This is a genomic window from Jiangella alkaliphila (assembly GCF_900105925.1).
Lineage (GTDB): Bacteria > Actinomycetota > Actinomycetes > Jiangellales > Jiangellaceae > Jiangella > Jiangella alkaliphila.
The window spans coordinates 3,750,251-3,767,270 of the sequence record NZ_LT629791.1 but is presented as its reverse complement, the minus strand read 5'-3'; the positions used below and the strand labels follow the sequence as shown (position 1 = coordinate 3,767,270).

The 17,020-nt window shown below is 71.5% G+C and carries 12 protein-coding genes; 4 read left to right on the top strand and 8 right to left on the bottom strand.

The window, feature by feature from the left end:
• The first annotated feature begins 13 nt into the window (after positions 1-13).
• From BLV05_RS17140 to BLV05_RS17130, 3 genes are all read left to right on the top strand, one after another.
• Positions 14-1,567, top strand: coding sequence for an alpha/beta fold hydrolase (locus BLV05_RS17140; protein ID WP_046772124.1), 1,554 nt, complete (start codon positions 14-16; stop codon positions 1,565-1,567).
• Positions 1,568-1,949: 382 nt separating this feature from the next.
• Positions 1,950-3,869: an ABC1 kinase family protein gene (locus tag BLV05_RS17135; RefSeq protein WP_046772125.1), complete on the top strand. Its 1,920-nt coding sequence runs from the start codon at positions 1,950-1,952 to the stop codon at positions 3,867-3,869.
• Between the two features lie 21 nt (positions 3,870-3,890).
• Positions 3,891-6,731, top strand: a complete 2,841-nt coding sequence (locus BLV05_RS17130) for a DEAD/DEAH box helicase family protein (protein WP_046772126.1) — start codon at positions 3,891-3,893, stop codon at positions 6,729-6,731.
• A 33-nt stretch (positions 6,732-6,764) separates the two neighbouring features.
• On the opposite strand, the gene BLV05_RS17125 is transcribed toward BLV05_RS17130, so the two are convergent.
• The 7 genes from BLV05_RS17125 to BLV05_RS17095 are packed head-to-tail and all read right to left on the bottom strand — an operon-like array spanning position 6,765 to position 14,500.
• Positions 6,765-8,237: an FAD-dependent oxidoreductase gene (locus BLV05_RS17125; RefSeq protein ID WP_052763063.1), complete on the bottom strand. Its 1,473-nt coding sequence runs from the start codon at positions 8,235-8,237 to the stop codon at positions 6,765-6,767.
• A 14-nt stretch (positions 8,238-8,251) separates the two neighbouring features.
• Complete coding sequence (locus tag BLV05_RS17120) at positions 8,252-9,889, bottom strand: FAD-dependent oxidoreductase (RefSeq protein ID WP_046772127.1); 1,638 nt, start codon at positions 9,887-9,889, stop codon at positions 8,252-8,254.
• Positions 9,886-10,788, bottom strand: a complete 903-nt coding sequence (locus BLV05_RS17115) for a dihydrodipicolinate synthase family protein (protein ID WP_082155742.1) — start codon at positions 10,786-10,788, stop codon at positions 9,886-9,888. The genes BLV05_RS17120 and BLV05_RS17115 overlap by 4 nt, the downstream gene beginning before the upstream one ends.
• A gap of 22 nt (positions 10,789-10,810) precedes the next feature.
• Positions 10,811-11,647, bottom strand: a complete 837-nt coding sequence (locus BLV05_RS17110; RefSeq protein ID WP_152691059.1) for a carbohydrate ABC transporter permease — start codon at positions 11,645-11,647, stop codon at positions 10,811-10,813.
• Positions 11,640-12,533, bottom strand: a complete 894-nt coding sequence (locus BLV05_RS17105; protein WP_046772129.1) for a carbohydrate ABC transporter permease — start codon at positions 12,531-12,533, stop codon at positions 11,640-11,642. The genes BLV05_RS17110 and BLV05_RS17105 overlap by 8 nt, the downstream gene beginning before the upstream one ends.
• Complete coding sequence (locus BLV05_RS17100) at positions 12,530-13,795, bottom strand: ABC transporter substrate-binding protein (protein WP_046772130.1); 1,266 nt, start codon at positions 13,793-13,795, stop codon at positions 12,530-12,532. The genes BLV05_RS17105 and BLV05_RS17100 overlap by 4 nt, the downstream gene beginning before the upstream one ends.
• 45 nt (positions 13,796-13,840) lie before the next feature.
• A complete protein-coding gene (locus BLV05_RS17095; RefSeq protein WP_046772131.1) occupies positions 13,841-14,500 on the bottom strand; it encodes a FadR/GntR family transcriptional regulator in 660 nt (219 codons plus the stop codon).
• 140 nt (positions 14,501-14,640) lie between these two features.
• Between BLV05_RS17095 and BLV05_RS17090 the strand changes: the two genes are divergently transcribed.
• Positions 14,641-15,705 carry a sialidase family protein gene (locus BLV05_RS17090; protein ID WP_160312829.1) on the top strand — a complete coding sequence of 355 codons (1,065 nt, stop codon included), beginning with the start codon at positions 14,641-14,643 and terminating at the stop codon, positions 15,703-15,705.
• 15 nt (positions 15,706-15,720) lie between these two features.
• Here BLV05_RS17090 and BLV05_RS17085 read toward each other — a convergent pair whose 3' ends face one another.
• Positions 15,721-17,019: a sulfatase-like hydrolase/transferase gene (locus tag BLV05_RS17085; protein WP_046772133.1), complete on the bottom strand. Its 1,299-nt coding sequence runs from the start codon at positions 17,017-17,019 to the stop codon at positions 15,721-15,723.
• Between the last annotated feature and the right edge of the window lies 1 nt (position 17,020).

The window sequence follows — 17,020 nt, the reverse complement described above, 5'->3', positions numbered from 1 at the left end:
ATCGTCGCGGCGCATGAGGTTCTGGGTGCTCGGGTCTGTCGAGGCCGTCGAGGCGGACGAGCCGCTTCCGCTCAGCAACCGTCAGCGCGCCCTGCTGGCGGCGCTGCTGGCTCGGCCTGGTGAGGTCGTCTCGGCCGATCGGCTGGCGGACCTGCTGTGGGGCGATGCGCAACCCGCCGAGCCGGCGAGCGCGCTGCACAGCCTGGTCTCCCGGCTGCGCCGGATGCTCGGCCCGGACGTGCTGGTCACCCGTCCCCCGGGCTACGCACTGCGTCCGGACACGGTGGAGATCGACGCCGTCCGGTTCGAGGCCCTGGTGGACCAGGCGCGGCAGGCGCCGCCGGCCGAGACCGTCAGCCTGCTCGACGACGCCCTCGGGCTGTGGCGCGGCACCGCCTTCGCCGAGTTCGCCGACACCGACGTGGCCAGGCTGGCGGCGATCCGCCTGACCGAGGCGCGGCTGGCGGCGGCCGAGGCCAGGGCCGCCGCGCTGCTGGAGTGCGACCGGCCGGCCGAGGCACTCCCGTCCCTGGAGCCGTTCGTGGCCGAGCACCCGCTGCGGGAACGCGGCCGCGCCCTGCTGATGCGCGCGCTGTACGAGCTCGGCCGCCATGCCGACGCCCTGCGGAGCTACCAGGCCTACAAGGACCACCTGGCCGACGAGCTCGGCCTGGAGCCGTCGGAGCCGATACGGCGGCTGGAGCTGGAGATTCTCCGGCACGAGGTCCCCGGCGCACCCGCCGACCCGCCACCGCTGGCCGGCCTGCAGGCCCGTTACACCTCCGCCGGTGACCGGACGATCGCGTACGCCGAGATCGGCGCCGGCCCGCCACTGATCGCGCTGCCCGCCTGGGTCTCCTCCATCGAGGTGACCGCCTCCGGCCGCGACCCGCGCTCGTCCCTCCTGCAGCGCCTGGCCGGACGCACCCGCCTGACCTTGTACGACCGGTACGGCACGGGGCTGTCCCGCGGCGGCGTCCCCGGCGACTACGGCCTGGAGCCCAGCGTCGCCGAACTGGCCGCCGTGATCCGCCGGACCGGCGGCCGGGCGAGCCTGCTGGCCATGTCGCAGGCGGGCCCGGTGGCGATCGCCTGCGCCGCCCGCCACCCGGAGCTGGTCGACCGGCTGATCTTCTTCGGCACGTACGCCAGCGGGCCGTCCGTGTTCACCCACACCGACCTCAACCGCACCCTGGTCGACATGGTCCGCGCCCACTGGGGCCTGGGCTCTCGCCTGATGGCCGACCTCTACCGCCCGGGCGCCTCCGACGCCGCCGCCTTCCACTTCGCCCAGGTCCTGCGCGACTCGGCACCCCGCGAGGTGGCCGCCGGCTATCTGGAAGCCGTCTACGAGATCGACGTCTCCGAGCTGCTCCCCCGGATCACCGCCCCTGCCCTGGTGCTGCACTACAACCACGACCGCGTCGTCCCCTTCGCCGGTGCCCACCAGCTGGCCACCGCATTGCCGCACGCCCACCTCGTCCCCCTGGACGGCCCCTACCACCTCCCGGACGCCGCCGACCTGTCCGCGGTGGTCACAGCGATCCAGGACTTCCTCGAATCCTGACCACAGCCGCTAGTGTCCTGCGCCGGAAATCCCTGCGGCCGGATTTGGCGCCCATGCGGCGCCTCGCGGCGTTGCCGTCGTCGTCCGATGGCACCGCATCGACCTCCTCCGGCGCCTTGCGAGGCATCCACCTGGACACCAACTTCGACCGCGGATTTCCGGCGCAGGACACTAGGATGACGCGTCCCGGCTAGAAGCACGCGGTTCGGGCAGCCGCGATGCGAGTCTCGCTAGTAGTGCGAGAGCGCGGCCGGGCCGACACCTGAGTGAGGGAGCCCATGGCACCGACCAACGTGCTGATCATCGAAGCCACCGGAACGACCGGCGCCGCGCTCGTTCCCGCGTTCGCGGGACGGCACGGGCGCCAGGACGCGGGACGGCCGTGAACGTCGGCGCGCTCGTGGTCGCGGGCTTCGTCACCCTCTGGATCGTGCTGCTCTCCTTCGCCGCCCGCCGGATGCTGGAGCTGCGGGCCGGCCCCGTGCGGCTGATCCTCGCCGGCGCCGCCGGCGTCGGCGCGTCGGCGTTCGCGCTCGGGCAACGCGTCAGCGGCGAGGGCTGGCCGTTCGTCGTGCTGTGGATCGGCATCGGCGTGCTCGCCGCGATGGGCGTCCTCCTCGCCGGCGAGCTCGTCGCACCCGCCGGGTCGAGGCTGCGCCCGCTGCGCTGGTACCGCGGGTTTCGTCAATGGCAGCGGCGGGTCCGCCGCTACCTCCAGGTCAGCCGCATCGCCGCCCGTCACGGCCTCGGCGGCTACACCAGCTCGCGCAAGGCGCCGTTGCCCGGCCAACGCGCCGAGCTCGCCCGGCGCCTCGGCCGCGCGCTCGAGGAGGCCGGCGTCGCGTTCGTCAAGTTCGGCCAGATCCTCTCCACCCGGCACGACCTGCTGCCGCCGCAGTTCACCCAGGAGCTCGGCCGGCTGCAGAGCCACGTCGCGCCGATCCCGTACGAGGGCGTCGAAGCCCTGCTCGAGGAGGAGTACGGGCGGCCGGTCGACGAGGTGTTCGCCGAGCTGGACCGCACGCCGCTCGCCGCCGCCTCGATCAGCCAGGTCCATCGGGCCCGGCTGCACACCGGCGAACAGGTGGTCGTCAAGGTGCAGCGGCCCGGGATCGGTCCCATCGTCGACAGCGACCTGGACATCACGCTGCGCATCGCCAGCATGCTGGAGCGGCGGGCCGACTGGGCGAGGTCGATCGGCCTGCGCGAGCTCGCCGACGGGTTCGCCGAGGCCCTGTGGGAGGAGCTCGACTTCAAGATCGAGGCACGCAACATCGCCAGCGTGCTCGCCACCCACCGCAGCGACGACGTCGTGATCGCTCCGACGCATCGCGCGCTCTGCACGTCGAAGGTTCTGGTCCTCGACTACCTCGACGGCCTGCCCCTGAACCAGGCGGAAACGATCATCGTCGAGCGGGGAATGGATCGGGACGAGCTCGCCCGGCGGCTGCTTCGGGCCCTGCTCACGCAGATCATGCTCGACGGGGTGTTCCTCGCCGATCCCCATCCCGGCAACCTGCTGCTCCTGCGCGACGGGCGGCTCGGCCTGCTCGACTTCGGCTCGGTCGGCCGGCTCGACCCGAGCGTCCGGTCGGCGTTCCAACGCATGCTGCTGGCGATCGAGACCTCCGACGCGACGCTGCTCACCGACTCGCTGATCGAGATCGTCGAGCGCCCCGAGGAGGTCGACGAGGCCGGGCTGGAACGAGCGATCGGCCGCTTCATGGCCCGGCACCTGGGTCCCGGGCTCACCGTCGACGTGACGATGTTCTCCGACCTGTTCCGGCTCGTGACGAAGTACGGGGTCGCCGTGCCGCCCGAGCTGGCCGCGGTCTTCCGTGCGCTCGCGACCGTCGAGGGGACGCTCGCCCAGCTGGCGCCCGGTTTCGACATCGTGGCGGAATGCCGGGCGTTCGCGGGCGAGCACCTGCAACACGCGATGCACCCGGACTCCCTGCGCAGCCTGGCGATGGCGGAGGCCGCCAAGCTCCTCCCCCTCGCGCGACGCCTGCCCCGCCGGCTCGACCGGCTCACCAGCGCACTCGAACACGGCCGCTTCTCCAGCGGCACCAGGGTGATCGCCGACCGCCAGGACCGCGCGTTCATCACCTCGCTCGTCCACCAATCCCTGCTCACCGTGCTCGCCACCGCCGCCGGCGTCGTCGGCGCCATCCTGTTGAGCATCGAGGACGGTCCACAGCTCACCACGTCGCTACGCCTGCTGGAGCTCGTCGCCTACAGCCTCCTCCTGCTCGGCGGCGTCCTGACCCTCCGCGTCCTCACCTCGATCCTGCGCCGCTGACGAGAACGGCATGATGAGCCGATGCGCGACGAGGTGGGGTGGGCGGCGGCCGGGTATCCGCGGCCGTTCCGGCGCCACCAGCGGCTCGCCCTCGACGCGCTGGGCGAGGCGTTCGCGGTGGGGCGGCAGCGGGCGTGGGTGGTGTTGCCGCCCGGCGCCGGCAAGACCCTCGTCGGCCTGGAGGCGGCCCGGCGCCTGGGCCGGCCGATCGTCGTGTTCGGGCCGAACACGGCCATCCAGGGACAGTGGGTCGCGGCGTGGCGCGAGTTCACCCCGGCGCACATCCCGGCGGGGACCGACCGTGGCCTGGACCGTCCTGTGACGGCGCTGACGTATCAGGCGCTGGCCACCTTCGACCCGGACGCGGAGGTCGACGAGGAGGGGCACGGGCGGACGGGCGGACGCCTGCGCGGGCGCCTGCACGAGAACGGCCGCGCACTGGTCCAGGCGCTGGAGACGGCCGGGCCGATCACCCTCATCCTCGACGAATGCCACCATCTGCTCGAGGTCTGGGGCCGGCTGCTGGCCGAACTGCTCGACGACCTGCCCAAGGCGCACGTCATCGGACTGACGGGGACGCCGCCGAGCACGCTGACCGCCGAGCAGGCGAAGCTGGTCGACCGGCTGTTCGGGGCGCCGCTGTACAGCACGTCGATCCCGTCGGTCGTGCGGGAGGGGCACCTCGCACCGTTCGCCGAGCTGGCCTGGTTCACGTCGCCGTCACCGACGGAGTCGCAGTGGCTGGCCGCGGAGGCCGAGCGGTTCGCGGAGCTCCAGAACGACCTGCTCGCACCGGACTTCGCCAGCGTCGGCCTGCTGAACTGGCTGGACGAGCGATTCGTGACGCGGCGGACCGGCGCCGGCCAGGCGCCACCGCTCGCGTGGTCGCGTCTCGAGGGAGACGCGCCGGACGTAGCGGCGGCCGCGCTGCGCTTCCACCACGCCGGGCTGCTCGCGCTTCCCGACGGCGCCGTCGTCCGCGAGGAGCACCGGCACGATCCGACTGCACACGACTGGGTGACGCTGCTGCACGACTGGGTGACCGCGGGCCTGCTGACCTCGGACGACCCACGCGATCGAGCAGCCGTCGACGCGATCAAGGGCGCCCTGCCGGGGATCGGGTACCAGCTGACCAAGCGGGGCATCCGCCGTGGCCGCTCCCCCGTCGACCGAGTGCTGGCCCGGAGTGAGGCGACCACTGACGCCACGGTGGAGATCCTGGCCGCTGAGACGGCGAACCTGGGTGACCGGCTGCGCGCGCTGGTGCTGTGCGACCACGAGCGGGCCGCGGCCACCCTGCCGGCCCGCCTGCGCGGCGTCATCGACGCCGACGCGGGGTCGGCGCGGCTCGTGCTCGCCCGGCTGCTGTCCGACCCACGCACTGCTGCTCTACGCCCGGTCCTGGTCACCGGGCGTGCGGTGGCGGCCGACGTCGCCACGGCGCGCGAGCTGGTGTCGTTCGTCCGTGAGCAGGCGCCCGGCCTCGACCTGGACGACCTCCCGGAACGTGCCACAGGGATGGTCGACGTCACCGGCCGGTGGCGGTCGCGGCACTGGGTGCCGCTGGTCACCCGCTTCTACGAGACCGGTGCGACGCGGGCGCTGGTCGGCACGCGGGCCCTGCTCGGCGAGGGCTGGAACGCCAAGGGCGTCAACACGCTCGTCGACCTCACGACCGCCACGACCCCGACCGCGGTGGTGCAGACCCGCGGCCGGGCGCTGCGCACCGACCCGGACTGGCCCGAGAAGGTCGCCCACACCTGGACCGTCGTGTGCATCTCCGAGGACCATCCCGGCGGCACGAACAGCTGGGACCGGTTCGTCCGCAAGCACGACGGCTACTTCGCCGTCACCGACTCCGGCGAGATCGCCGCCGGGGTCGGCCACGTCGACCCCCGGCTCTCGCCGTTCGCGCCTCCGCCGGTCGCGGAGTTCGCCGCCGAGAACGCCCTGATGCTGACCCGCGCCGAGGACCGGGAGCGGGTGCGGGCGCTGTGGCAGGTCGGCACGCCGTACCGCGACGAGCTGGTGCACACCATCCGGGTGACGCCGCGGCTCGGCGAGTCTGCGCGACCCGGCCCCGGGCCGAAGCCCGGCCGTCGCCCGCCCGCCCTGGTCCCGGCCCCGCACGGCGCCGGCCGGGACGGCCACCTGCCGGCTCAGACGTACGGACGGTCGAATCACTGGTGGGCTGCGGCCGCGCTGACAGCACTGCTGACGGCCGTGTTGGCGGTGGCGGCACTGTGGTGGCCCGCTGCGGTGACGCTGACGCTCGGTGCGGCCGCCGGCGGGGTGCGCGTACGCCGCGTACGCGCCGGCCGGCTGCGCGCCGGACGGGACCTCGCCGGGCTGGCAGCCGGGCCGGACCCGTTCGACTTCGCGTGCGCCGTCGCCGACGCCCTGCACGAGGCAGGCCTGTCGGGGGCCGGCGCCGCCGCGGTGACCGCCGCCGCCGAGCGCGACGGGACGTACCGTCTCGTCCTCACCGGGACGAGCGCCGAGACGTCCGCCGTGTTCGTCGCCGCGCTCGACGAGCTGCTCGCTCCGCTGGTCTCACCCCGGTACGTGGTGCCGCGCTACATCGTCGAAACCATCCCGGAGCGTCCCGAGGCGCTGCGCCGCGCCGGCCGCGATTGGCTTGCGGGCGACGCGCCGCCGAACCCGGTGGTCTATCACGCGGTGCCGTCGGTCCTGGGCGTGAACGTGCGCCGGGTGCGCGCCTTCGCCGCCGCCTGGAACCGCTGGGTAAGTGCCGGCGATCCCGTGCGCACCGCCACGCCCGAGGGCGAGGGGATCCTCCTCACCCACCGCGGCCAGGACCCCTTCGCGGCGACGACGGCGCTGCGCGTGGCGTGGCGGTGACGGCCGACGCCTCGGTACGGCGCTCGGGTCTGCTCAGGTGAGCCAAGCGCTGTCCGCGATCACCGCGTCGGGTGCGACCTTGGTTTCCTCGAACGGAAGCTCGGGCCACGAGTCGGCGTCGGGATGACGCTCGAGCTCGTCCAGTCCGAGTTCGGCGCCGGCATCGACGAGGACCGACTGCAGCTCGGCTACTGGGACGGAGCGGACATCGCGGCCCGGCAGCGACGCCAGGGCGGCGGCCGTGCCTGCGGCTTGTCCCTCGGCGATGCAGATCGGGATGACCCGCGACGACGCGATCGCTTCGTGCGTGGCCGAGATGCACTTGCCGGCCATCATGAGGCCGTCCACGCCACGCGCGATGAGCGACCGGAGCGGGATGCCGTACGCCCGGACATTCGTGGAGCTGACCCAGCTTCCGCTCGGCCGGTGGATGTCGATGTGGTAGCCGCCCATGGCGACGTCGTCGTCGTGTCGCGCCCCGGAGATGAGGTCGTCCGCCGCCAGTACGTAGTCGCCCATGATCCGCCGTGACTCACGGATCCCCAGCATGGGCGCGATCTCGACGAGATGCGCCCGCTCGCACCCGGGCACGTAGGTCCGGAAGAACCGGATGAGTTCGGGGACCTGCTCGTAGACCCGCGCGTACGCCTCGCTGAGCGAGTCGACGTCGGTCGGGTCGAGGCCGAGGACTCGTGTCATCACGACGCTCAGCTCGTTCGGTGTCTCACGCGTGTGGAGTTTCACGCCGACGATCCGGGTCTGCGGCACGTTCAGGTCGCCGGCGCGACGTGCCTGCTCCACCACGCCGGCGAAGCCACCGAGAACGTACGTGTCGACAGTCTCGAGCTTCTCCGCCATCTGGGCGAACAGTCTCGGGTAAGGGGCGAGCCACTCGCGATAGTTGAAGGCGGGGTCCTGGCAGGCTTTGCGGAAGGCGTCGTCGTCGATGCCGCCGAGCCGGAACACCAGAGTCGGCGCCTGCACCAGGCCGTCGCCCGTCCGGCCCTTCTCCCACGCGACTCCCCCACGTGCGGCGACGTCGCCGTCGCCCGAACAGTCGATCACCACCTGTCCCGTGATCGTCTCGCGGCCGGACTTGGACTCGACGACGATGCCGGTGATCCGGTCATGGGATCTGACGGTGTCGACGAACACCGCGTGCATGAGGACCGTGACACCGGCCTCGCGCAGCAGCCGGAGAGCGAGGATCTTCCAGTAGTGCGAATGTACGGCGGCGAGCGAGCCGCACTTCGGGTCGAGAGTGATCGGCGAGGCGTGGCCGGAGCGAGCGAGGGTCTCGACGAACTCGCCGGCCAGGCCCCGAACGACTCGCTGGTAGCGCTGATCGTGGAATCCCAGCCAGGGAAGCGTCGCCGACACTCCGCCGACGAAGCCGGCCCGCTCCACGAGGAGGGTCCGCGCTCCCATGCGGCCGGCGGCGAGCGCGGCGGCGATCCCCGCCGCCCCGCCCCCGACGACCACGACGTTCCATTCATCGCTGCGCATCTACCAACCTCGCATCAGTACGGGGCGACGCGGGGCCAGGCAAGGTCCACCCCGCGTGCGACGAGCGTTCGCTGGAACTCGGTGCGGCGTGCCGGGGACTGCCGGACGCCGATCGGCTCGGCACCGCTGGCGAGGCAGTAGGCGGCCAGCGCCCCGGCCGCTTCGCCGACGCTCCATTCCACCGGGTGGACGCGATAACAACCGTTCGTGATGTGCGTCGTCCCGATGTTCTTGGCGGCGGCGACGAGATTGTCGGCGTCCGGCGACAGCAGCGCGCCCAGCGGGATCTGGAACGGCCAGGCGGCGTCGTACTTCCGCTCACCGCCGTGCGTCGACGGGTGCAGATCGATCTTGTAGCTTCCGACGCCGACGCTGTCGTCGTACTCCCGTGCGCCGGCCGCACCCCGAACCGATGCCGCGATGTCGTTCTGTGTGATGGTTTCGAGCGCGCGCAGGCGCCGGCCCTCGCGGATGTACGGCGCCATGGCCAGGCCGTCCGGGGTGCCCGTCACGTCGCCGCGCGGGCGCAGCCCCGGGAAGCCGGTGCCGCCGTCGGCCCGCGGCGCCTCGGTCTGCAGCCAGTAGAGGAAGCTGAGGCTGAGCTGTCGCGCTCCTTCCAGGTGCGCGGCCGCGACCTCGGGCTCCACGTCGACGATCGAGCCGGCGATGTAGTCGTTCGCGGAGCAGTTGATCAGCGTGATGTCGCTGGGCGGCGCCGGGTCGAAGTTGCCGCGGGCCACGAGCCTGCGGAAGCGCCAGATGTCCTCGATCGGGCTATAGTCGCCGTTGTCGCCGAACCGCCCCTGGTGACTGGCCGAGACGATGACCGCCGGGTCCGTGGCCGGAGCGGGGTTCGGCCGGAGCACACGGCGCATGCGTTCGGCCGGGTCCGCGGACGGCGCCGGCCAGCCGATCTGCGGCGCGGGGCGCACAGGTGCGTCCGCGCCCGTCCACCGGTCGTACTGCGCGGGCCGGTCGATCACGTGGTTCTCGCCGGCGACGTGGTCCATGGCGAAGCAGACGGTGAAGCCCTGCATCATCTGCGGGTCTCCGACGCCGGGAGCGTCGGGCTCGCCGGTCTCGGCGGCGGACTCGGTGCCGGTGACGTAGGGGATCCCCGCCAGCGCGAGCAACTCCCCGGTCTCGGTCGCGTCGAGGACGTAGCGCCCGGTGAGCCACTCCTCCGATCCGTCGGCGGAGCGGAAGCCGACGGCGGTGATCCTGCTCCCGTCGCGGTGGACCTGCCATGGCGTGAGCTCGGTGCGGACGGCCAGCCGGTCCGATCGCTGGTGCGGCGCGAGCATCGCCTGCAGGATGGCAAGCGCGACCCGGGGCTCGTAGCACAGCGCGCTCACCGCACCGTTCCCCGGGTTCAGGTACAGCGCCGACCGCGCCGACGCGGACAGCGGGTACCACCTGCGATAGTGCCGGCGGACCTCGTCACGGAACCGGCGGTAGGTCGCGGTCGCGCCGAACTGCTCGATCCACGGATGTTCGTCCGGCGGCACCGCCTGCGAGGTGAACTGGCCGCCGATCCATCGGGTCGCCTCGGTGAGGATGACCGTGGCCCCGGCGTCCGCGGCGGCGAGGGCGGCAGCGACGCCTCCGACCCCGCCACCCACGACCAGCACGTCGGCCTCGACGAGCGTCATGCCGGCGCCCCGATCAGGCCGGCCACCGTCAACACGCGGCGGACCTCGCTCAACCCGTCGCCGTCGAGCGGCGCGAGCGCCCGGCCGGCCGTCGGGCCGGTGATCCCGAGTTCGGCCAGTGCCGACTTGAGGGAACTGAGCCAGAACCCGGACCGGTACAGCGCGCAGACGTCGTCGAGCCGTCGCTGCAGGTCCGCTGCCAGAACGGTGTCACCGGCGAGGCCCGCGCGAACGAGCTCCGCGGCCAGGCCGGGGACCACGTTGGCGATCCCGGGTACCGCGCCGTCCGCCCCGGAGGCGAGGCTGCGGGCGATCAGTGCCTCGGCGCCCTGGAACACCTGGAGCCCGGTGGAGCGCGCCGTCTCGGCGAGTGCGCTGTAGGTGTCCCAGTCGCCGGACGACTCCTTGAGCGCGACGACCGCGTCGATGGCGGCGACCTCCCGCAGCGCCCGAGGCGTGATCGGGTGGTGGGTCAGGTGCGGGATGTTGTAGACGACGAGCGGCAGGCGCGTGGCCTCGGCGATCGCGGTGACGTGGCGGACCACAGCGTCGTCGGTCTCGGTGTTGAAGTACATGGGCGCCATCACCACGAGCACGTCGACGCCGGCCTGCTCGTGCTCCATCGCCGCCCGGACGGCTCGCTCGGTGCTCGCCTCGCCGATGCCGGCGAGCACCGGAACGGAGCCGGCCACCGCGTCGACGTAGGCCCGCGTGATCGCCGTGGCGACGTCGGGTTCCAGGGTCGGGCCCTCGCCACAGGATCCGAGGACGAAGACGCCGGTGGCGCCGCCGCCGACGACATGAGCCGCCAGACGTTCGACGGCGCCGGTGTCGGGCCGGTGCTCGGCGGTCAGGGGCGACACGACCGGGGGGATCATCCCCGACAGGTGCGGTTTCATGATGCCCTTCTGATCGATGCGGTCATGCCTTCACCGCGCCGGCGGTGAGGCTTCCGATGAACTGTCGCTGCATGACGAGCAGGCAGAGGATGAGCGGCACGATCGAGATGACCGTGCCGGCCGTGATGGCGCCCCATGGCGACTGCTCGACGATGCCGAAGTTGAGCTGTGAGTGCAGGAAGGCGAGCCCGATCGGCATGGTGAACTGGTCGGAGTTCGTGAGCATGACCAGCGGGAGCAGATACGCGTTCCACGCGTTCAGGAACAGCAGCAGGCCGGCCGCGCCGAGACCCGGGCGGACCAGGGGCACAGCGATGGTCCAGAACAGCCGGAACTCGCCGCTCCCGTCCAGCCGGGCCGCGTCGAACAGCTCCTCGGGCAGCTGGGAGAAGTACTGCCGCAGGAGGAAGAGGACGAGCGCGTTGGCCGCGAGCGGCAGGATCACCGCCGCCCAGGTGTTGAGCAGGCCGAACTGCCGCATGATCGTGAACTGCGGCAGCACCAGGGCGTACTCGGGGATCGCCAGGCTCGCCAGGACCATGCCGAACAACACCGAGCGCCCGCGGAACCGGTAGCGGGCGAACCCGAACCCGGCCAGCGCGGCGACGGCCACGCCCAGCAGCGTCGTGAGCAGCGCGATGCCGAACGTGTTGAGCATCCATCGCGGGATCTGCGTGTCGAAGGCGGCGGCGTAGTTCTCGAGCGTCACGCTGGACGGGATCAGCGCGACCTCGCCGAGCCGGGTGCTCGGTTTGAGCGACGAGATGAGCAGCCAGTACAGCGGAAACGCCGCCACGACCACGATGAGCCCGACGACGGCGCCCCGTCCCAGCCGTTGCGCCACCGATCCCCTACGCACGGGCGTCACTCCTCAAGAAGCGGCTCGCGACAGCGGTGCTGACGATGATCGCGGCCGCCAGGAGCACGGAGGCGGCCGCGCCCTTGCCGAGGTCGAACTGCTCGAACGAGGCCCCGAAGATGTACATGACGGCGGTGAGCGTCGACCGGGCCGGCCCGCCGTCGGTCAGCACCTGGACCTCCGCGAACAGCTCCCACGCCGCGATGCTCGACGCGACGAGCACGAACAGGGTGACCGGCTTCAGCAGGGGGAACGTCACGTACCGGAAGCGCTGCCAGGCGCCGGCGCCGTCGAGCTGAGCGGCCTCGTAGTACTCGTCCGGAATCGACTGGAGCCCGGCGTAGAGGATGACCGCGTAGTAGCCCAGCACCCGCCAGATCCGCAGCGCGATGATCGACCAGGGCGCGAGGTCGGCGTCGGTGAGGAACGGGACCGGGCCGACACCGATCAGGTCGAGGGCGCCGTTCACGAAGCCGACCCGTTCGTTGTAGAGCAGGTCGAAGACGAGCGCGACGGCGATCAGCGACATCGTGATCGGGGCGAAGATCACCACCTGCACGAGGTTCGCCGTGCGCCGCCGCAGCTGCTTCAGCAGCACGGCGACGAACAGGCACAACGGAAGCAGTGCCAGGAGGAACCCGACGAGCATGTAGAGCGTGTTGCCCATCGCCTGCCCGAACAGCGGGTCGTCCAGCACCGTCGCGAACTTGTCGAACCCGGCGAACTCCGGCGCCTGACCGAGCGGCCAGTCCACGAAGGCGATGCCGAGCGCCAGCAGTACCGACCCGGCGCCGAACGGGATGAACAGCACGAAGAACGGAGCGATGAACAGGTAGGGCGTCGAGGCCGGGTACTTGCGGGTCGCGCGGCGGGTGGTCGTGCTCACAGCGCGCTGAGCTCCGCGACGATCTGCGCGACGGCTTCCTCGGGACTGAGGTCGCCGGCGTAGGCCTGGTCGACGGCCGCCGTGATGGCCGCCTCGGTCTCCGGCCAGTGGAAGAAGTGGAACGCCGGATAGGGCACGGAGGACAGCTCCTGACGGACGTTCTGCCCGCCGAAGTACGGGTCCTCGAGGTCGAGGTCGATCTCCTCAGCGGCCCGCTCGTACGAGACGAGGCCCAGGGTGTCGGACTGGGCCTGAAGGCCCTCGGGGGCGAGCCACCACATGATGAAGTCGCGCGCCCCGTCGGGGTTGTCGGCGCCGTCGAGCCCGGCGTAGAGGCTGCCGCCGAAGACGCCGGTGCGCTGCTCGTCGCCCTCGGCCCAGGTCGGCCAGGTGACCAGTCGCCATTGGCCGGACTGCTCCGGCACGTTCTCCTGCAGGCTGGTGCTGCCGACGCCGAAGTTCATGGTCCAGCCGACGATCTCCTGGTTGCGAATCGCGTCCCAGTAGGTCGCGTCGGTCCACACCCCGTGGTAAACGAGACCCTCCTGGTCGAGGCCGACCATGAACTCCAGTGTCTGCGTCGCGAGGTCCTCGTCGACGGCCAGCTCGCCGTCCTCGTCCCACCAGGTGCCGCCCCGCGAGTTGAAGAACGCGTTGAACATGTTGGCGCCGTTGGTGCCCGGCGGCTGCACGAACAGGTACTGCGTACCGCCGGAGGCCGCCTGGAGCTCGCGCGCGACGGCGACGACGTCGTCCCATGTCGGGTTCTCCGGGATGGCGAGGCCGTGCTCGGCGAGGGCCGCCTGGTTCACCCAGAGGCCCATGTTGCCCGGGCCCATCGTGAACGAGTTGATCTCGCCGTTCCCGCCCACCAGGATGCCCTCGGCGAAGTCGTCCTCCATCGGACCGAGTTCCTCGGACAGGTCCAGGAACTGGCCGGTGGCGAACAACCCGCCTGACTCACGCAGCGGGAGCTGGACGACGTCCGGCAGGTCGTCGCCGCCCTGGAGGGCGACGACGAGGCGCTGGGTCACGTCGGCGATCGGGATCTCCACGACCTCGACGTCGTACTGCGGGAACGCGGCGGTGAAGCCCTCCTCGATGACCGGAGGCGCGGAACTGGAGAAGACCCAGATCTCCAGGTCGTCGACGGGCTCCCCCTCCTCGGCCGAACCGGAGTCGCCGGAACCGCATGCGGTCAGGACGACGGCAACCGCGGCGGCGCCGCACACGACGGCCTTACGTTTCCAGGCGCGGTTCATCGCTCCTCCTTGAGCTGAGAATCAGGACGAATGGGCTCCGCGGCCCTAGAGCCGCGTGCGGATGTTCTCGAAGTGGCGGTACATCGCCTCGACCTCGCCGCTCTGCGCGGCGACCGCATCGACGATGTCCAGGTGCATCCGAGCGAGCTCCGCGGGGGTGGACGGCTGAGCGACCGTCGCACGGTGCAGCCGGTTGAACATCTCCCAGAACAGATCGATCACCTGGTTGACCAGCGGATTGTCCAAGGGCTCGTACAGGCGGCGATGAAACTGCCGATCCAGGGCAGCGTGCTCATCCGGTGTGCAGCCCTCGGCGGCCATGGCCGTCGCGATGCCCCGCAGCTCTTCGACGTCGCGACGCCGGATCCACTCCGACGCCCGCGCGATCAGCCCCTCCTCGAGAGCGGCACGGAGCTCGAGGAGATTCAGGAGATCACGCCCCTCCAACTGAAGGGCGTACGGCAGGTTTTCCAGGATCGGCGCGAACGAGAACGGCTCGACGTAGGTCCCGCCGCCGTGGCGCGTTCGCAGGACGCCGACCGTCTCCAGACCCTTGACGGCCTCCCGCAACGACAGACGGCTGATGCCGAACGCTTCGGCCAGTTCCGCCTCCGGAGGCAGCTGGTCGCCGGCTCGTAGTCCGTGCTCGGCGATGAACGAACGCAGCCTGAGCTGAGCTTCGCGGTACTTCGGGACAGAGGACATGGGCCGACCTTCGATCATCTGATGAGACAACGGAAGACTAGAGCAACAGATCAGATGAATCAACTCCTATTTCAGCTATTGCTCAGATGACTTTTCAAGTCATACGATCACTGCCACCCTCGGGCTCAGAAGGGATCCTCATGAAGCGACGAACGTTCCTCGCCGGCGCAGCTGCCGGCCTGGGTGCCGCCTACCTCCCCGATGTCACACGTCCCGCACCGGCGGCGGCGCGGACGTCCACCGGGATGTTCGAGGACATCGGGCAAATCTCGGCCGGCAACCATCAGCTCCCCACAGTCATCGCGACCGGGAGCCAGACGCTCACGATCGTGGCCCAGCACCGATACCCCGTCACGACGCCGGGCGTGAACGTGGACAAGGGCGCCGCGGACATCGTGACGTTCCGGAGCGTCGACGGAGGGCGGAACTGGTCGCCGGGTGGGATCATCCACCACGCCGGCGGGGAAGCCGGAGACTGCGGCTATGCGAGCGTCGTGACGATGATGGGCGGCGACCTCGCCACGCTGTACACGGCCGGCCCGCAGAACTGGGAACCGCCGGACCTCGTGCTGCACCAGCGGGTGAGCGGTGACGGCGGCCGGACCTGGGGAGACGTGTCCTTCCCCACCGTCACCAGCGACCACGCCAACGGTCTCCCGACCAACGGGGGGACGGGCTTCACTCTGCCAACCGGCCGGGTCGTGGTGCCCGGACGGGCGTGCCTCCTCTACAGCGACGACGACGGGCGAACGTGGACGGCCACCCCGGAGTTCGCCGAAACCGTCGAGACGAAAGCACAGCCCGCCCGGAGGGAGGGCATGACGGCTCTCGTCCCCTGGCGTACCCGGGATGGCGTCGGACGCATGGGGCGGGTGCGCGTCACGAACCAGTACAAGTACCGCGGCACCGTCACCCACGATTTCGGCGGCGACAACAACCTCGGGTTCGTCCGGTACGACGATCGGACGCTCCTCATGACCGTCTCCCGCGACAGCCAGCTCTACATCCGGCGCAGCGTCGACGAGGGCCGGACCTGGATCGACGAGAAGCTCATCACCGCGAGCGCCCCGAGCGCGCGGTACTCCGACATCGCCGTGACCGACGACGGCACCATCGTCGTCGCGTACATGAGCAACCACCGAGTCGTCGCCAACGCCGCCCCGTTGCACGTCGTTCGCCTCGACCTCGACTGGCTGACGCGCTGACCCGCGTGCGGAGGCTCATCCTTCCCGCCCGGCGGCTCGGATGACCGGAACCGGCTCACCGGCGGCCAGCATCGACGCGGTCAGCTGCCGGCGCAGGTGCGCGGCGACCTCCGTGTGCGACGGCCGGCCGGCCAGGTTGGTCAGCTCGTAGGGGTCGGCGTCGAGATCGTAGAGGAGGTCCTCGACGTACTCGGGCGCGCCGGGATCGGCCCGGCCGTCCGCGTGGGGTGCCCGCACCGAGTACTTCCATCGCCGGGTGCGGATCGCCCGGCCGACGTGCGACTCGCTGATCTGGACGAACACCGCGTCCCGGTCGCGTTCGCGCAGCAACGAGACGCCCTGCATCGCGTCCGGCGCGGGCAGCCCGGCCGCGTCCAGCAGGGTGGGCGGCAGGTCGATCAGGCTGACGAGGTCGTCGCGCCGGCCGCCACCGCGCAGGCCTGGCCCGTCCAACACCAGCGGCACCCGGATCGACGCGTCGTGCGCGGAGCGTTTGTACTCGCGGTTGCGGGTCTTGAAGTGACAGCCGTGGTCGGAGGTGAACGCGACCACGGTGTCATCGCGCAGGCCGTGCGCCTGCAGCGCGTCGAGCAGCCGCCCGAAGGCCTCGTCGACGCGGCGGACCATGCCCCAGTAACCGGGCAGGTGTTCCTCGGTGGTCCCGCCGAGCGCGGCGAGGTCGCCGGGGGTCCACCGCCCCGCATACCGTTCGGCGTAGCCCTGCGGCGCGGGGTAGTCGTCGTCCGGGTTGTGGTGGTGCGGCTCGATGAGCGAGACGAACAGCAGGAACGGGTCGGCCCGCGGGCGGGACAGGTAGTCGATCGCCGCATCCACGTAGGCGTCCGCGCGGTAGCCCGGCAGCCGCACGTCCGCACCGTCGGTGTCGTACAGCCGCGCCTCGAACGGGCTGGAGATGAACTCCACCACGTCGGCGCCGAGCCAGTGCTCGTACCCGCCGCGCAGCTCGGGCGGGACCGGCTGGTCGTCGGTGCCGGCCAGGTGCCACTTGCCGACGTACCCGGTCCGGTAGCCGGCCGCGCCGAAGTGATGCGCCAGGGTGGGGATGCCCGGCGGCAGGACGCACCCGTTGCGGTACACGCCGGTGCGGTTCTGGTACTGGCCGGTCTGCAGTGCGGCCCGGGCCGGCGCGCACACCGGCTGCGGCGTGAACGCGTGACTGAAGTGGGTGCCGGTCGCGGCCAGCCGGTCCAGATTCGGCGTGAGCCCGAGCGGGTTGCCGTGCACGCCGGTGCTGTCGAAGCGCTGCTGGTCGGTCAGGAACACCAGCACGTTCGGGCGGTCGGGGTCTGCCACC